15 protein-coding genes are annotated in these 14796 nt (G+C 73.1%); 10 read left to right on the top strand and 5 right to left on the bottom strand.

Annotated features, from left to right (window positions below):
• Positions 1 to 76 precede the first annotated feature (76 nt).
• The 10 genes from lepB (V6N00_RS05235) (at position 77) to V6N00_RS05190 (ending at position 9432) form a co-directional block, all read left to right on the top strand.
• Entirely contained in the window at positions 77 to 691 is a 615-nt protein-coding gene (gene lepB / locus V6N00_RS05235) for a signal peptidase I (RefSeq protein WP_334231023.1), read from the top strand.
• 48 nt (positions 692 to 739) lie between these two features.
• The gene (lepB, locus tag V6N00_RS05230; protein WP_334231022.1) at positions 740 to 1735 is read left to right on the top strand and encodes a signal peptidase I; all 996 of its coding nucleotides are present in this window, start codon (positions 740 to 742) and stop codon (positions 1733 to 1735) included.
• A gap of 10 nt (positions 1736 to 1745) precedes the next feature.
• Positions 1746 to 2615, top strand: a complete 870-nt coding sequence (locus V6N00_RS05225; RefSeq protein WP_334231021.1) for a ribonuclease HII — start codon at positions 1746 to 1748, stop codon at positions 2613 to 2615.
• Positions 2612 to 2920 carry a DUF2469 domain-containing protein gene (locus tag V6N00_RS05220; protein ID WP_334231020.1) on the top strand — a complete coding sequence of 103 codons (309 nt, stop codon included), beginning with the start codon at positions 2612 to 2614 and terminating at the stop codon, positions 2918 to 2920. The genes V6N00_RS05225 and V6N00_RS05220 overlap by 4 nt, the downstream gene beginning before the upstream one ends.
• Positions 2921 to 3020: 100 nt before the next feature.
• Positions 3021 to 3998, top strand: coding sequence for an alpha/beta hydrolase (locus V6N00_RS05215; protein ID WP_334231019.1), 978 nt, complete (start codon positions 3021 to 3023; stop codon positions 3996 to 3998).
• A 127-nt stretch (positions 3999 to 4125) separates the two neighbouring features.
• Positions 4126 to 4494, top strand: coding sequence for a YraN family protein (locus V6N00_RS05210; protein ID WP_334231018.1), 369 nt, complete (start codon positions 4126 to 4128; stop codon positions 4492 to 4494).
• Complete coding sequence (locus V6N00_RS05205; RefSeq protein WP_334231017.1) at positions 4494 to 6032, top strand: YifB family Mg chelatase-like AAA ATPase; 1539 nt, start codon at positions 4494 to 4496, stop codon at positions 6030 to 6032. Before V6N00_RS05210 ends, V6N00_RS05205 begins: the two co-directional genes overlap by 1 nt.
• A complete protein-coding gene (locus tag V6N00_RS05200; protein WP_334231016.1) occupies positions 6029 to 7666 on the top strand; it encodes a DNA-processing protein DprA in 1638 nt (545 codons plus the stop codon). Before V6N00_RS05205 ends, V6N00_RS05200 begins: the two co-directional genes overlap by 4 nt.
• Positions 7667 to 7759: 93 nt before the next feature.
• Positions 7760 to 8713, top strand: coding sequence for a tyrosine recombinase XerC (locus V6N00_RS05195; RefSeq protein WP_334231015.1), 954 nt, complete (start codon positions 7760 to 7762; stop codon positions 8711 to 8713).
• 215 nt (positions 8714 to 8928) lie between these two features.
• Positions 8929 to 9432 (top strand): DUF3145 domain-containing protein, encoded by a 504-nt coding sequence (locus V6N00_RS05190; RefSeq protein WP_334231014.1) that lies wholly within the window; start codon positions 8929 to 8931, stop codon positions 9430 to 9432.
• Positions 9433 to 9613: 181 nt separating this feature from the next.
• On the opposite strand, the gene fabF is transcribed toward V6N00_RS05190, so the two are convergent.
• From fabF to V6N00_RS05165, 5 genes are all read right to left on the bottom strand, one after another.
• Positions 9614 to 10849: a beta-ketoacyl-ACP synthase II gene (gene fabF / locus V6N00_RS05185; protein WP_334231013.1), complete on the bottom strand. Its 1236-nt coding sequence runs from the start codon at positions 10847 to 10849 to the stop codon at positions 9614 to 9616.
• A 78-nt stretch (positions 10850 to 10927) separates the two neighbouring features.
• On the bottom strand, positions 10928 to 11176 hold the full coding sequence (locus V6N00_RS05180) for an acyl carrier protein (protein ID WP_188668532.1): 249 nt from the start codon (positions 11174 to 11176) through the stop codon (positions 10928 to 10930).
• A 145-nt stretch (positions 11177 to 11321) separates the two neighbouring features.
• Positions 11322 to 12377: a beta-ketoacyl-ACP synthase III gene (locus tag V6N00_RS05175; protein WP_334231012.1), complete on the bottom strand. Its 1056-nt coding sequence runs from the start codon at positions 12375 to 12377 to the stop codon at positions 11322 to 11324.
• Complete coding sequence (locus V6N00_RS05170; protein WP_334231195.1) at positions 12374 to 13327, bottom strand: ACP S-malonyltransferase; 954 nt, start codon at positions 13325 to 13327, stop codon at positions 12374 to 12376. Before V6N00_RS05170 ends, V6N00_RS05175 begins: the two co-directional genes overlap by 4 nt.
• A 77-nt stretch (positions 13328 to 13404) precedes the next feature.
• Positions 13405 to 14709: a PucR family transcriptional regulator gene (locus V6N00_RS05165; protein WP_334231011.1), complete on the bottom strand. Its 1305-nt coding sequence runs from the start codon at positions 14707 to 14709 to the stop codon at positions 13405 to 13407.
• Positions 14710 to 14796 lie beyond the last annotated feature (87 nt).

Here is a 14796-nt window from a genome sequence, read left to right as displayed (position 1 = left end):
TCGCTCCGACCCCCGCCCGCGTGGCGGGGCCGGAACGGCCGCTTCGAGACGCCAGTCCCTCCGGGGCTGGCGTTTCGTGTTGGTGGGGGTCCTCGCCGTCGTCCTGGCCACGTGCCTGCTGCGTGCCTTCGTGCTCGAGGTCTACACGATCCCGTCCGCGTCCATGGAGCCGGGCCTCGTGCCCGGCGACCGGATCGCGGTGGCCCGGGTCGGCGTGCAGCCGTACCGCCGCGGCGACGTCGTCGTCTTCGACGGCCGGGGGAGCCTGGACCCGTACCGCAGCAGCGCCCCGGCATGGCAGCAGGCCCTGGCTGCGGCCGGGCAGTTCCTCGGCCTGGTCGGCAGCCCCACGGTGCACGTCAAGCGGATCGTCGGCCTGCCGGGCGATCACGTGACGTGTTGCGGCACCGGCCGCCGGTTGACGGTGAACGGGCGGCCCGTCACCGAGGCCTACCTCGCGCCGGGCACGGCACCCAGTACGACGCGGTTCGACGTCGTCGTGCCCGACGGCAGCGTCTGGCTGCTGGGCGACAACCGCGGCGACTCCTTCGATTCCCGGGCGCTGCTCGGGGCGCCGGGCGGAGGCATGGTGCCGATGGACCGTATCATTGGCACGCCGGTCGCGCGGGTGTGGCCGCTGAACCGGGTGGGTGCGCTGGACCGGATCCAGCTCGGGTCCAGCCCCGGATGAGACGGTCGACCAGCCGGCGCACACGACAGCAGGGAGCGGAAGCAGCGAGTGAGCAGTAACGACAGTGAGAACGACCAGCCGCAGGACCCCGGACACCGGCACGCCGAGTACGGCGACGCCGACCGCCGGCCGCGGGGCCGTCACAGCGGGCTTTCGGACGACGGCCGCGGCCTCCGTCGCGGTGCTGCGCCGTCCGACGACGCCGCTGCGGCCGACGCTGCCCGGGCCGACGAGCACCGGGGCGACGGAGCGAGCCCGACCACCGGACAGCGGGTGCGCCACCTCCTGGCCGGCCGCCGGTCGGACGGGACGGCACTCAGCGGCGGCGCGTCCTTCGCCCGCGAGGTCGCCGGCATCGTCGTCGTCGCCCTCGTCCTCTCCTTCCTCATCAAGACCTTCCTGTTCCGGGCCTATTTCATCCCGTCGGAATCGATGCAGCAGACCCTCGAGGTGGACGACCGGATCTTCGTCAACCTGCTCGTGCCGCGCGTCGCGGAGCTGCACCGCGGGGACATCATCGTGTTCAAGGACAGCAACGGCTGGCTGCAGACCGAACCGATCGCCAAGAGCACCGGCGCGCGCAGCCCGCTGACCGACGTCCTCGTCTTCCTGGGTCTCGCGCCGGACGACTCGCAGCAGCACCTCGTCAAGCGCGTCATCGGCATGCCGGGCGACCACGTCACCTGCTGCGACACGCAGGGCCGCCTCACGGTCAACGGGAAGTCGATCACCGAGCCGTACCTCAACCCCGGGTCCGCGCCGTCGGACACGAAGTTCGACATCACCGTGCCCGCCGGCAAGCTCTGGGTGATGGGCGACCACCGCGACAACTCTGCCGACTCCCGCGCGCACGTGCCCTCCGCCGCGCAGCCGGACGCCAACCCGTTCGTGAGCATCGACGACGTCGAGGGGACCGCGACGGTGATCGCATGGCCGCTGAACCGCATGCGCGTGCTGCAGAACGAGCAGGACGTGTTCGCCGACGTTCCCTCCCCGAGCTCCTCCGCCAGCCCCCGGCCGACGGTGACCACGTCCGGGCAGTGACGCCGTGGTCGTGAAACGCCCCAGCCTGCGGGTCGAGCGGTCCCTCGCGGGGCCCTCCTGCCGACTCGTCGCCGGCATCGACGAGGTCGGTCGCGGCGCGCTGGCCGGTCCCGTCGCGGCCGGCGTCGTCGTCGTCGACGCCCACACGCAGCGGGCTCTGACCGGGGTCGCGGACAGCAAACTGCTCACCCACCAGCGCCGCGTCGACCTCGTGCCCCGGATCCGCCGCTGGGCGGTCGGCAGCGCCGTCGGCATGGCCTCGGCGGCCGAGGTCGACGCCGTCGGGCTGACCCACGCGCTCCGGCTCGCCGGGCTGCGGGCCCTGCGCCGCCTGGCCGACGCCGGCATCGTGCCCGACCTCGTGCTCATGGACGGCAACTACAACTGGCTGCGCCGCCCCGAGCCGACGCTGCTCGACGCGCTGCTGCCGGACGAGGCGCTCGACCCGGCCGTCGCGTCGGTCCCGCCGCGCCCGCACGGCTCGACCGCGGTCGCCGCAGCGGACCCCACTGTCCTGACCCGCATCAAGGCGGATCTGACCTGCACCAGCGTCGCCGCCGCGTCGGTGATCGCGAAGGTCGAACGGGACCTGCTGATGATCGAGGCGGCGCAGCGGTACCCGGACTTCGGCTGGGAGGTCAACAAGGGGTACGCGACCCCGTCCCACCGGGCGGCCATCGACGCCGTGGGCCCGAGCGACCTGCACCGCCGCACGTGGCGGCTCGGTTCGCTGCCCGGCGAGGGCCTGTCCGCCGACGCCGTCCCGCCCGGCGGTGTCCTGCTGGAGGATGGCCCGGTCGACGAGGACGACCTCACGGATGACGCCCGCGGGCAGGAGGCTGCGCTGTTCGCCGCGGCGTGCGAGAAGATGGACCCATGAGCGCTGAGGACCTCGAGAACTACGAGACCGACATGGAGCTGGCCCTGTACCGCGAGTACCGGGACGTCGTCGGGCTGTTCAGCTACGTCGTGGAGACCGAGCGCCGCTTCTACCTGGCCAACCAGGTCGACCTGCAGACCCGGTCCGCCGACGGCGAGGTGTACTTCGACCTCACCCTGACCGACGCGTGGGTGTGGGACGTCTACCGGTCCGCCCGGTTCGTCAAGAAGGTCCGCGTCATCACGTTCAAGGACGTCAACGTCGAGGAACTGACCAAGACGGACGACCTCCAGCTGCCCGAGTGAACCACCCGGCCGGCCTGGACCCGGTGGCGGCCGGCGCGACGCGCCCCTCATTGCGCTGTCGCGGGACCGGGCTGACGGTGTCGCGCGGTACGGTCGGCGCATGAGACTCGATCGCGTGCACCCCGACCTGCGCGGCCCCGTCCGGCGGCTTCCGCCGCTGGCTCTCCAGTACGGCTGGTATCGCCGGCTCTCCCGCTGGGCCCAGCGGAGGTTCTCCCGCGACGCCGTCGGCGAGGGTGTCACGGTCGAGGTGACGGCGACCCCCGGCGGCGTTCCCGTCCGGCTCTACCGACCGGCGGGAACCGCGGATTCCGTGGGGTCGTCCTCTCGTCCGGGGCTGCTGTGGATCCACGGCGGGGGACTGGTGATGGGTGCGGCGGTCCAGGACGACGCGCTGTGCGCAGGGTTCGTCCGGGCAACCGGTGCCGTCATCGCGTCCGTCGACTACCGGCTGGCACCCGAGCATCCCTTCCCGGCCGGGCACGACGACTGCGCCGACGCGTGGTCGTGGTTCGTCGACGCCGCGCCCGGTCTCGGGGTCGACCCGGCCCGCATCGCCGTCGGTGGCCAGAGCGCCGGTGGCGGCATCGCGGCCGGCCTGGTGCAGCGTCTGCACGACACCGAGACCGGGTCCGAGCGCCGTCCCGTCGCCCAGCTGCTGCTCTGCCCCATGCTCGACGACCGCACCGCCGCCCGGAAGGAGCTGGACGCCGTCCGGCACCGCATCTGGCCCAACCGGCAGAACCGGTACGGCTGGGGCGCGTGGCTCGGCACCGCGCCCGGAGGGCCCGACGGCACCGTCCCGCCGTACGCCGCCCCGGGCCGCCGCGACCGGTTCGACGGGCTGCCGCCCGCCTGGATCGGCGTCGGCGACATCGATCTGTTCCGTGAGGAGGACGAGGACTATGCGCACCGGCTGCGGGAGGCCGGGGTGCCCTGCCATCTCGTGATCGTGCCCGGCGCCCCGCACGGCTTCGAGGCGTGGGCCGCGCAGACCGCCGTCGCTCGGGAGTTCCTCGATGACGCGAGCACCTGGTTGCGCGACGCCCTGACGGCCGACCCGCTGCCCGAGCGCTGATTCCACCCCGCCTGCCGACCTGCTTCTCCCTCCACAGGAGCCCCGGCCGACGTCGTCGTCCACAACCGGGACACGGGTCCTGCCACCGGCGTCCACGGGCCGCGAGGCTGGTCGCGGAGGTGGACGGATGCGACCGAAGGATGTGTTGGGCCGGGCAGGCGAGGACTTCGCGGCCCGCTACGTGACGGAGCTCGGCTGGGCGGTGCTGGAGCGCAACTGGCGGTGTCCGGCGGGGGAGCTGGACCTGGTGGCGCTGGACCCGCTGGGACGGGACGGCCCGGTGCTGGTGGGGGTCGAGGTGAAGACGCGGCGCTCGCTGGACTTCGGGCACCCGTGGGAGGCCATCGACGCGGCCAAACTCGCCCGGCTGCATGCCCTGATCCGGCTCTGGGCGCGCCATCACGGGGTGGCCGGTCCCATGCGGGTCGACGCGCTCGCCGTGGTCGGCGCGGCCGCGGGCGGCATGCGCTGCGAGCACCTGCGGGCGGTGGCCTGATGCCGCTCGGACGCGCCTTCGCGGTGGCCCTGATCGGGCTGAACGGGCACCTCGTCGAAGTCGAGGCGGACATCGGACAGACCCTGCCGAACTTCGTGCTGCTCGGCCTGCCGGACTCATCGCTGCACGAGGCGCGCGAGCGCATCCGGTCCGCGGCGCAGAACACCGGGCTGCCCTTGAGCCGGCGCAAGCTCACCGTCAACCTCATCCCGGCCACGCTGCCCAAGAGCGGCTCCGGCTTCGACCTGGCGATCTGCCTCGCGGCGCTGCGGGCCGCCGGCGACGTGAACGACACCGGACGCACCGTGTTCCTGGCCGAACTGAGCCTGGACGGCCGGCTGCGTCCGGTCACCGGGATCCTGCCGGCGGTCATGGCCGCGGTGGCCGCCGGATACCGACGGATCGTCGTCGCACGGGGCAACGAGCACGAGGCCGCCCTGGTGCCCGGCGCCGAGGTGCTCGCCTTCAACACGCTCGCGCAGGTGGCCCTCCACTTCGGGGCCGACCCGCAACGGCTCGCCCTGGAGGACCAGCCCGAACCGGAGGCGTCGCCGCCGGTCGCCGCCGATGCGGGCCCGGTACGCGACCTCAGCGAGGTCGCGGGACAGGCCGACGCGCGATTCGGACTCGAGGTCGCCGCGGCCGGCGCGCACCACCTGCTCATGGTCGGCCCTCCCGGGGCGGGCAAGACGATGCTCGCCGAGCGGTTGCCCACGATCCTGCCGCCGCTGACGGACGCGGAGGCGATGGAGGTGACGGCCATCCACTCGCTGGCGGGGCGGGGTGCGCCGCGGCTCGACCTGATCCGTCGGGCGCCCTACGAGAACCCGCACCACACGGCGACGGTGGTCTCCGTGGTCGGCGGCGGGAGCGGGATGCCCCGCCCTGGCGCCGCCACCCGGGCCCACCGCGGCGTGCTGTTCCTCGACGAAGCTCCCGAGTTCGACCGGCGGGTGATGGACGCGCTCCGGCAGCCGCTCGAGGACGGGCGTCTGGTGGTGCACCGCGCCGCGGGAGCCGCGGACTACCCGGCCCGCTTCCAGCTGGTGCTCGCGGCCAACCCGTGCCCGTGCGGGCAGGACGGCGTCAAGGGTGCCCAGTGCCGCTGCACGTCGCTGGAGCGGCGCCGCTACGCCAGCCGCATGTCCGGGCCCGTGCTGGACCGGGTCGACGTCCGCCTCGACGTGCCGCGGGTGAGCCTGCGCGAGATGAACAGCACCGAACCGGCGGAGAGCAGCGCCCGGGTCGCCGTCCGCGTCGCCGCTGCCCGCGGGGCCCAGGGTGAACGGTTGCAGCGCTACGGCGTGACGACGAACGCCGAGGTACCGGGGCGGGTGCTGCGCGGGCCGCTGCATCCCGGACGGTCGTCGACGAGAGAACTGGAGCTGGCAATGGAACGATCCTTGATGACGGCACGCGGACACGACCGGGTGCTCCGGCTCGCCTGGACGCTGGCCGACCTGACCGGTCACCCGGTGCCCGACGCCGACGACGTCGGCCAGGCGCTGATGTTCAGGGAACGGCGGGCCGTCGCGTGAGCGCGCCGCCCGGTGGTGCCGCCACGACGCACGGCACCGGTGCGACGAGCGCTGCCGACCTGGCCCGGTCCGCCACGAGTGTGATCGACGCCGAGGACGCGCCCACCGTCGAGGAGCCTGCTGCCGGACCCCCTCCCGCGGTCGAGGGCCCGGAGAACTCCGGCGCCACGGCCATCCCCGAGGGCCCGGCTGCCGACCGATCAGGTCCCGGCGGGGCCGCGCGTCCCGCAAGCACGAGTACGACGCAGGCGGCGCGGCTGGCGCGGGCCGCATTCTCCCGGTTGGCGGAACCGCAGGATGCCGTCGCCGCGGCGCTCATCGCCGTCGCCGGGCCGGTCGACGCCCTGCAGGTGGCCACGGGTGCCGTCCGGTCCGGGCCCCGGCTCGAGCAGGCCGTGCTGGACGAACTCGGCCGGGACGACGCCGGCCCCGCGCTCGTGGCGTCGGCGGTCGAACGGTGGTCTGCACGGGTCCGGTTCCTGGCTCCCGATCGGGACGTCGCCGTTCTGGCACGGCTCGGGGGGTGGCTCCTGACACCGGAGGACCCGGACTGGCCGGCCGCCCTGGCCGATCTCGGGCCGGAGGCTCCGCTGTGCCTGTGGGGTCGCGGTCGGCCTCCGTCGGACCTGCCGGAGGTAGCCCGCGCGGTCGCCGTCGTCGGCGCCCGGGACAGCACGGCCTACGGGGACACAGTCAGCGCCGACCTCGCCCACGGCCTCGTGCTCGCCGGATGCACCGTGGTCTCCGGAGGCGCCTTCGGCATCGACGCGCAGGCGCACCGCGGTGCGCTGGCCGCCCACAGCACAGGCGACGCCGCCCACGGAGGAGGACCGCCCGAGCGCTGGCCAGGACGGACCTCGGAGTCGCCGGCGGCCTCGACACCGACCGGTGGAATCGTCGACAGCGACACCGAGGGACACTCGACGATGCCGACGGTCGCCGTCATGGCCTGCGGCGTCGATCGCTTCTACCCGGCCGCCCACGAGTCGCTGCTGCGCGCGGTGATGGCGGACGGCTGCCTGCTCGCCGAGGTGCCGCCGGGTTCGTCGCCCACGCGGTGGCGATTCCTGCAGCGCAACCGGCTGATCGCCGCGCTGAGCGCGGTGACCGTGGTGGTGGAGGCCCGCTGGCGGTCCGGGGCGCTCAACACCGCCCACCACGCGGCCGGCCTCGGCCGGGAGGTGGGTGCTGTGCCCGGTTCCGTCCGTTCCGCCACGTCGGCGGGCTGTCACCGGCTGCTGCGCGAGGGCGGCGCGGTCTGCGTGACCGACGTGGACGACGTGCTCGAACTGCTCGCGCCCTTCCAGGTGGCATCGTCACCCGATGGTGCAGCCACGTCGACCGCCCCCGACGGCGCCGACCCCGGGCAGGCCGACTCCGAACAACGCGAACCCAGATCCGTACCGGCTCCCGTGAAGGACGCCCGTCCGGCCGCCCACGACGGCCTCAGCGCGCAGGACCTGATGCTCTTCGATGCGCTGCCGGTGCGCACCGGCAGCACCACCGACCGGCTCGCCGCCGTCGCCGGGTTGAGCGAGCCCCTCGTCCGGGCGGGATTGGGACGCCTGTCGCTGCGCGGCCTGGCGATCGCGACCGACGGCGCCTGGCGCAAGGCGCCCAGCGGCCGGAGGTGACGCGGGTGACGCGGCGAGCCCTGAAGCGTGGCCTAGCCGGACGGACCCGCGTGGCGGCGGGACGCCGGCGCCACGATGAACCACAGTAAAGACATGACGCAACAGCAGCACCCGGGTGCGGAATCCGCGGTCGTCCCGCCCTGGGCTGCCGACGCCGTCGAGGCCTTCACCCGGTACCTGGCACTCGAGCGCGGCCGGTCCGCGCACACGGTGCGCGCCTACCGCAGCGACCTCGCCTCCCTCTTCGCGCATGCCGCTCGCGAGGGCGCCGACGGACTCGACGTCGTCGACCTCGGCCTGCTGCGCAGCTGGCTCGGCGGCCAGACGGCCACCGGTGCCGCCCGGTCCAGCCTCGCCCGCCGCTCCGCGGCCGTCCGCACGTTCTTCCGCTGGGCCGTCCGCGACGGCCTGATCCAGACGGACCCGTCCGTCCGCCTGCAGGCGCCGCGTCGGGACCACACGCTGCCGTCGGTCCTGCGGCAGCCGCAGATGGCCGCGGCCCTCACCCGGGCCGCCGATGCCGCCACCCCGGAGGACCCCGCGACCGTCCGCGACACCGCGATCCTCGAACTGCTCTACGCCACCGGGGTCCGGGTAGGGGAGCTGACCGCCCTGGACGTCGACGACGTCGACGCCGAACGGCGCACCGTCCGGGTAATCGGCAAGGGCAACAAGGAGCGCACCGTGCCGTTCGGCATCCCGGCCGCCCGGGCGCTCGACGCCTGGCTCAGGCTCGCACGCCCCGCGCTGGCGACCGACGCCTCCGGCGCCGCGCTGTTCCTGGGTCAGCGGGGAGGGCGGCTGGACCAGCGCCGCGTGCGGGACGTCGTCCACCGCGCCACCGGCGCCGTCGACGGGCGCGGTCCGTCCGCCGGCCCCCACGCTCTCCGGCACACTGCGGCGACCCACCTGCTCGACGGGGGAGCGGACCTGCGCGCCGTCCAGGAACTGCTCGGCCACTCCTCCCTCGCGACCACCCAGATCTACACCCACGTCTCCGTCGAACGCTTGCGGAACAGCTACCGTCAGGCCCATCCCCGCGCCTGACGACCGGCGTAGTCCCGGCACGGGAAAGAAAACACGTGGCAGTAATTACAGTGGCGCAAGATGTGCCGATAGTGCACAATGACTGTGACAACTGAAGATTCGACCACGGGTTGAAGGTAGGTCTTGCCTCCGTGGTCTCACTTGGGTGAGAACTCACGTGTCCGCCGTGCTGAAGGTCGTTGGGGAAGACGTCCCTACAGCAATCGGAGGATGGAATGAGTGACGTGCTGACCCGAGGTGTTCTTTTCGTGCACTCGGCGCCTGCGGCGCTGTGTCCGCATGTGGAGTGGGCCATTGGTTCCGTCGTCGACCAGAAGGCGGATCTGACGTGGACCGCTCAACCTGCTGCACCCGGAATGTTCCGGGCGGAGCTGGCGTGGACCGGAGCGCAGGGTACGGGTGCCGTGCTGGCGTCCGCCCTGCGGGGCTGGGCGCATCTGCGCTATGAGATCACCGAGGAGCCGAGTGCCGGCACCGACGGTGGTCGATGGTCGCACACCCCCGAGCTGGGGATCTTCCACGCCACCACCGACGTGCACGGCAACATCATGGTCTCCGAGGACCGGATCCGCTACGCGTACGAGACCGGCGCCGGCGACCCGAGCGCCGTCTACCAGGAGCTCTCCCTCGCGCTCGGCGAGGCCTGGGACGAGGAGCTCGAGCCCTTCCGCCACGCCGCCGAGGGAGCCCCGGTGCGCTGGCTGCACCGCGTCGGCTGACTCGACCACGAACACGCCGTCTCGACAGGCGATCGCTGGCTCCGGGCCCGATCGAGCACTGTCGTCGAGCCGGCCGCGCCGCCCCCGGAGGACGTTCCGGAGGCGACACCGATGACGAACGACGAAGGTCCCGTTCCCCGAGGGGAACGGGACCTTCGTCGTCTCGCGTGCTCTCCGGTGATCAGGTGTTGCGGATCACCACGACGGCGTTGTGCCCGCCGAAGCCGAACGAGTTGCTCATGGCCACCACGTCACCGGCGGGCAGGTCCCGCGCCGTCGTGACGACGTTGAGCGGGATCGCCGGATCCTGGTGGTCCAGGTTGATCGTCGCCGGGGCCTTGCGCTCGTGCACGGCGAGCACCGTCAGCACCGCCTCGATCGCACCGGAGGCGCCGAGCAGGTGGCCGGTCTGCGACTTGGTCGCGGACACCGCGACGTCGTCGAGGCTCGACCCCAGCGCCTCCCGCAGGGCGGTGTACTCCGGGGCGTCGCCCACCGGGGTGGACGTCGCATGCGCGTTCACGTGAACGACATCGGCCGGGTTGATCCGCGCGTCGTACATCGCGGCCTTGAGCGCGCGGATCGCGCCCTGACCCACCGGATCGGGTGCAGTGATGTGGTGCGCGTCGGCCGTGACCGCGGCCCCCGCGAGCTCGGCGTAGATGCGGGCTCCGCGGGCCTTGGCGAACTCCTCCGCCTCGAGCACGAGCGCACCGGCGCCCTCACCCATGACGAAGCCGTCGCGGTCGACGTCGTAGGGGCGCGAGGCGGCCTGCGGGTCGTCGTTGCGACGGGAGAGCGCCTGCATCGAGGAGAACGCGGCGATCGGCAGCGGGTGGATGGCCGCCTCCGCGCCACCGGCGACGACGACGTCGGCGCGGCCGGAGCGGATCATCTCCAACCCGAGCTCGAGCGCCTCGGTCCCGGACGCGCACGCCGACACCGGGGTGTGGGCGGCGGCGCGGGCCTCCAGGTCGAGGCTGACGGCCGCGGCGACGCCGTTGGGCATGAGCATGGGCACCGTCATCGGCAGCACGCGCCGGGGACCGCGCTCACGCAGGGTGTCCCACGCGTCCAGCAGCGTCCAGACGCCGCCGATGCCGGTCGCGAACGCGACGCCGAGGCGGTCCTTGTCCATGTCCTCGATGCCGGCGTCCGCCCAGGCCTCGCGGGCCGCGACGACGCCGAACTGCGTCGACGGGTCCATCCGCTTCATCTCGACGCGGGACAGTACCTCGGCCGCAGGATTCGAGACCCTGCACGCGAAGGTGGTGGGCAACTGGTACTGCTCGACCCAGTCGTCCTCCAGCGTCGCCGCACCGGAGGTTCCCGCGAGGGCGTTCCGCCAGAACGTCGGCACATCACCGCCGATCGGCGTCGTGGCGCCGAGCCCGGTGATGACCACTTTCCGTGTCATGTTCCACACTTTCCGCGCCGCAGGAGCGGCGGTCGAGACGGGCACCGGTCGGCGGTCGGCCGAGCGATGCCCTGCGGGTCAGGACTCCTGCGCGTTGGCGATGTAGTCGACAGCGTCACCGACGGTCTTGAGGTTCTTGACCTCCTCGTCGGGGATCCGCACACCGAACTTCTCCTCGGCGTTGACCACGATGGTCATCATCGAGATGGAGTCGATGTCCAGGTCGTCCGTGAAGGACTTGTCCAGCTGCACCGCGTCGGGGGCCAGACCGGTCTCCTCGTTGACGATCTCGGCCAGGCCGGACAGGATCTCTTCTTTGCTCGCCATGACGGCTCCTTTTCTTCTGTCACCGCCGGACGGCGGTTCGGTGTCCGGAGCACTCGGTAGCGCTCCGCGATCTAGCGGGGTCGTCCGCGGCTGGGCGGGACTGCCCCCAACCTACGACGGCCCGTTCACCCCGGGAAAGGCCGGGTCAGGGAAGGACCACGACCTGCGCGCCGAACACGAGTCCGGCGCCGAATCCGATCTGCAGGGCGAGACCGCCGTGCAGCTCCGGGTTCTCGGCCAGCAGGCGGTGCGTGGCCAGGGGGATGGACGCGGCGGAGGTGTTGCCGGACTCGGCGATGTCGCGGGCGATGACGACGGACTCGGGCACCTTCAGCTGCTTCGCCATCTCGTCGATGATCCGCATGTTCGCCTGGTGCGGCACGAAGGCGGCCAGGTCGTCGGCGGTGATGCCGGCGGCGTCGAGCGCCTGCTTGGCGACCTTCGCCATCTCCCACACGGCCCAGCGGAACACCGTCTGGCCGTCCTGGCGCAGCGTCGGCCACAGCTGGGCCTCCGTCTCCAGCGCGGTGACGGCACCCTCGGCGTCGTTCTGCGCGGCCGCCGAGAGCGCCTTGACCTCGAGCAGCGAGTGGGTCATGCCGATGGTGTCCCAGTGGGACCCGTCCGAACCCCAGATGGACGGCCCGATGCCGGGGATGTCCGAGGGCCCGACGACGACGGCGCCCGCGCCGTCACCCAGCAGGAAGGAGATGGTCCGCTCGTGGTTGTCGATCACGTCGGAGAGCTTCTCGACGCCGACGACGAGGACGTGCTCGGCCGCGCCGGAACGCACCAGCGCGTCGGCCTGGGCAATGCCGTAGCAGTACCCGGCGCAGGCGGCCGAGACGTCGTACGCGGGAGCGGGCGTCGCGCCGATCCGGTCGGTCAGCTGCGCGGCCAGCGACGGCGTCGCGTAGGGGTGCGTGACGGTGGCGACGATGACGGCGTCGATGTCGGCGCCGGTGACGCCGGCCGAGCGGATGGCCTCCTGCGAGGCGCCCAGCGCCATGTCGAGGATCGACGTGTGCTCATCGGCCCGGTGACGGGTGATGATGCCGGTGCGCTTGCGGATCCACTCGTCCGAGGAGTCGATCCACTGACAGACGTCCTCGTTGGTGACGATCTGGTCGGGCCGGAAGGCACCGATGCCGAGGATGCGCGCGTGCTCGCGGGTGGGGGACTGCTGCAGGGTCGGGGTCACGCCTGTCCTTCATTCGTCGGGGCCGCGGTCGCCGCGTGGGCGGCCACGAAGTCGCGGGCGGCCGGCAGGTCGTCCGGGGTCGAGAGGGCGAACCCGGCCACCCCGCGCAGGCCGCGCTTGGCCAGTCCGGTCAGGGTACCGGCCGGCGGCAGTTCGAGCAGGCCGGTGACGCCGGCGTCCGCGAGCGTCTGCATGCAGGCGTCCCAGCGCACGGGCCGGGAGACCTGGCCGATCATGGCCGCCAGCGTCTCGTCCCCGCTGGTGACGGGCTTGCCGTCCCGGTTGGACAGCAGGGTCCGCGTGGGAGCGGTGGGGTGCAGCGACGGGGCTAGCCCCTCGAGGGCGGCGACGGCCGGCTGCATGTGCGCGGTGTGGAAGGCGCCGGCGACCTTGAGCGGGATGACGCGGGCCCGGGCCGGGGGCGCGGCGACGAGGGCGTCGAGCTGCGCGAGCGTGCCGGCGGCGACGATCTGCCCGCCGCCGTTCATGTTGGCCGGGGTCAGCCCCGCGGCGTCGATCGCCGCGAGCACCTCGTCCTCGACACCGCCGACGACGGCGGCCATGCCGGTCGGTTCGGCGGCGGCCGCGCGCGCCATCGCGGTGGAGCGCTCCTTGACGAACGCCATGCCGTCGGCCTCGGTCAACGCCCCGGCGAGCACGGCGGCCGTGATCTCGCCGACCGAGTGCCCGGCGAGGACGACGCCGTCGGGCACCCCGTTCTCACCGAACAGGGCACGGGCGCCCACGACGCCGGCCGCCACGATGAGCGGCTGGGCCACCGCGGTGTCCTTGATGGTCTCGGCGTCCGAGACGGTTCCGTGGGCGACGAGGTCGATGCCGGTGGCGTCACTCAGCGCACGCAGCAGGGGCTCGGTTCCATCGAGCTCGAGCCACGGCGAGAGGAAGCCCGGGGTCTGGGAGCCCTGTCCAGGGCAGACGATCGCAAGCACCATCCCACCCTTTCACCAGCTCTGTATCTCCCGGCGGATTCGAGGCACCAACGTCGTCGACCTCGATTGTAGGAATGCTACAAGACGACGCGGTCGCCCGAGCGCGGTGCGACGCCGGTTCCCCCGCCGTCGGCGTCGTCGCCGGCAGTGTCCAGGCGGCCCGCCACCAGCGCCGTCTGCAGGACGAACGCCTCCCGTGGGACGAGCGGATCCCAACCGCTCACATCCGTCACGCGGCGCAGGCGGTAGCGGACCGTGTTGGTGTGAACGAACAACGCACGCGCGGTCGCCTCGAGCGAGTGCCCGAGGCTCAGGTAGGCCGACAGGGTCTCGAGCAGACCGTTCGACGACGCCGTCAGCGGCCGGTAGATGGCGCGGACGAGGGCGCGGCGCGCGGCGTCGTCGCCGGCCATGAGGCGCTCGGGCCACAGGTCGTCGGCGGCCACCGGCCGGGGCGCGTCCGGCCAGGCCGGAGCGGCGGCCAGTCCGGAGAACGCGGCCTGGGCGGCCGGCCCCGCCTCGACCAGGGATGCCGCAGGCCCGGCGTGCACGACGGGGCCGTCCCCGAACACCGGCGCGAGCTTGCTCAGGGCCGTCTCCCGGTCGCGCAGGCCGCCGAGCAGCAGCAGCAGGCGGTCGCTCTGGATGCCGACGAGCGTGTCCTCGGCCAGTCGCTTCGTGGTCCGGCGCAGGCCCGAGAGGAAGGCCGGGTGGGGGTCGGCGGGAGCGGCCCCGACGACGATCGTCACCTCGGCCTTGCTGCTCCATCCCAGGGCGGCGATCCGGGAGCGGAGCGAGTCGGAGCTCTCCCCACGCAGGATGCCGTCGACGACGAGCGCCTCGAGCCGGGTGTCCCACGAGCCGCGGGACTCGGCGGCCCGCGCGTAGACGTCGGCCGCGGCGAACGCGACCTCCCGCGAGTAGCGCAGCACCGCCTCGCGCAGCGCCGGCTGCTCGGGCTCGGCCGCGAGGTCCGGCACGCGCTGTTCGACGGTGTCGACGACGATGCGGATCAGCTGCAGCGCCTTCTGCAGGCTGATGGACCGGGTCAGTTCGGTCGGGGCCGTGCCGAAGACGTCGGACATGACCCACGACGGGTTGCCGGGCTTCTCGTACCAGGTGACGAAGGAGGCGATGCCCTTCTGGGCGACCAGCCCGAGGGCGGAGCGCTCGTCCGGGCGCAGATGGCGGTACCACGGCAGGGACGAGTCCAACCGGCGCAGGGTCACGGTGGACAGGCTGCCGATGTTCGAACGCAGCGTCTCGAGGGTGCGGGCCCGGGCGGCCTCGTCGGACGACGGCTCCAACGACGGTGCGGCGACGGTGCTGGCCACGGTGCCGGCGCTGGTGCGGGAGGCCGCGCGGTCCTGCTCAACGCTCATGCCCCGAGCATACGGCCGCGCAGGCCTTGAGTTGTGCACTCCCTACAACGGGCCGGCCTGGTGAGGACGTGGAGAACCGCTCGAGGC

It is taken from the genome of Tersicoccus mangrovi (assembly GCF_036881825.1).
Classification (GTDB): Bacteria; Actinomycetota; Actinomycetes; order Actinomycetales; family Micrococcaceae; genus Tersicoccus; species Tersicoccus mangrovi.
Note: the sequence above shows the minus strand (reverse complement) of the source record. Positions and strands in the feature narration are given on the sequence as shown.

What these genes read in the sequence shown, in the direction of transcription:
- V6N00_RS05190 (WP_334231014.1), top strand. Translation starts at nt 8,929, where the DNA reads ATGAGTGACGTGCTGACCCGAGGTGTTCTTTTCGTGCACTCGGCGCCT.
- V6N00_RS05220 (WP_334231020.1), top strand. Translation starts at nt 2,612, where the DNA reads ATGAGCGCTGAGGACCTCGAGAACTACGAGACCGACATGGAGCTGGCC.
- V6N00_RS05210 (WP_334231018.1), top strand. Translation starts at nt 4,126, where the DNA reads ATGCGACCGAAGGATGTGTTGGGCCGGGCAGGCGAGGACTTCGCGGCC.
- V6N00_RS05165 (WP_334231011.1), bottom strand. Translation starts at nt 14,709, where the DNA reads ATGAGCGTTGAGCAGGACCGCGCGGCCTCCCGCACCAGCGCCGGCACC.
- fabF (WP_334231013.1), bottom strand. Translation starts at nt 10,849, where the DNA reads ATGACACGGAAAGTGGTCATCACCGGGCTCGGCGCCACGACGCCGATC.
- V6N00_RS05215 (WP_334231019.1), top strand. Translation starts at nt 3,021, where the DNA reads ATGAGACTCGATCGCGTGCACCCCGACCTGCGCGGCCCCGTCCGGCGG.
- V6N00_RS05205 (WP_334231017.1), top strand. Translation starts at nt 4,494, where the DNA reads ATGCCGCTCGGACGCGCCTTCGCGGTGGCCCTGATCGGGCTGAACGGG.
- V6N00_RS05180 (WP_188668532.1), bottom strand. Translation starts at nt 11,176, where the DNA reads ATGGCGAGCAAAGAAGAGATCCTGTCCGGCCTGGCCGAGATCGTCAAC.
- V6N00_RS05195 (WP_334231015.1), top strand. Translation starts at nt 7,760, where the DNA reads ATGACGCAACAGCAGCACCCGGGTGCGGAATCCGCGGTCGTCCCGCCC.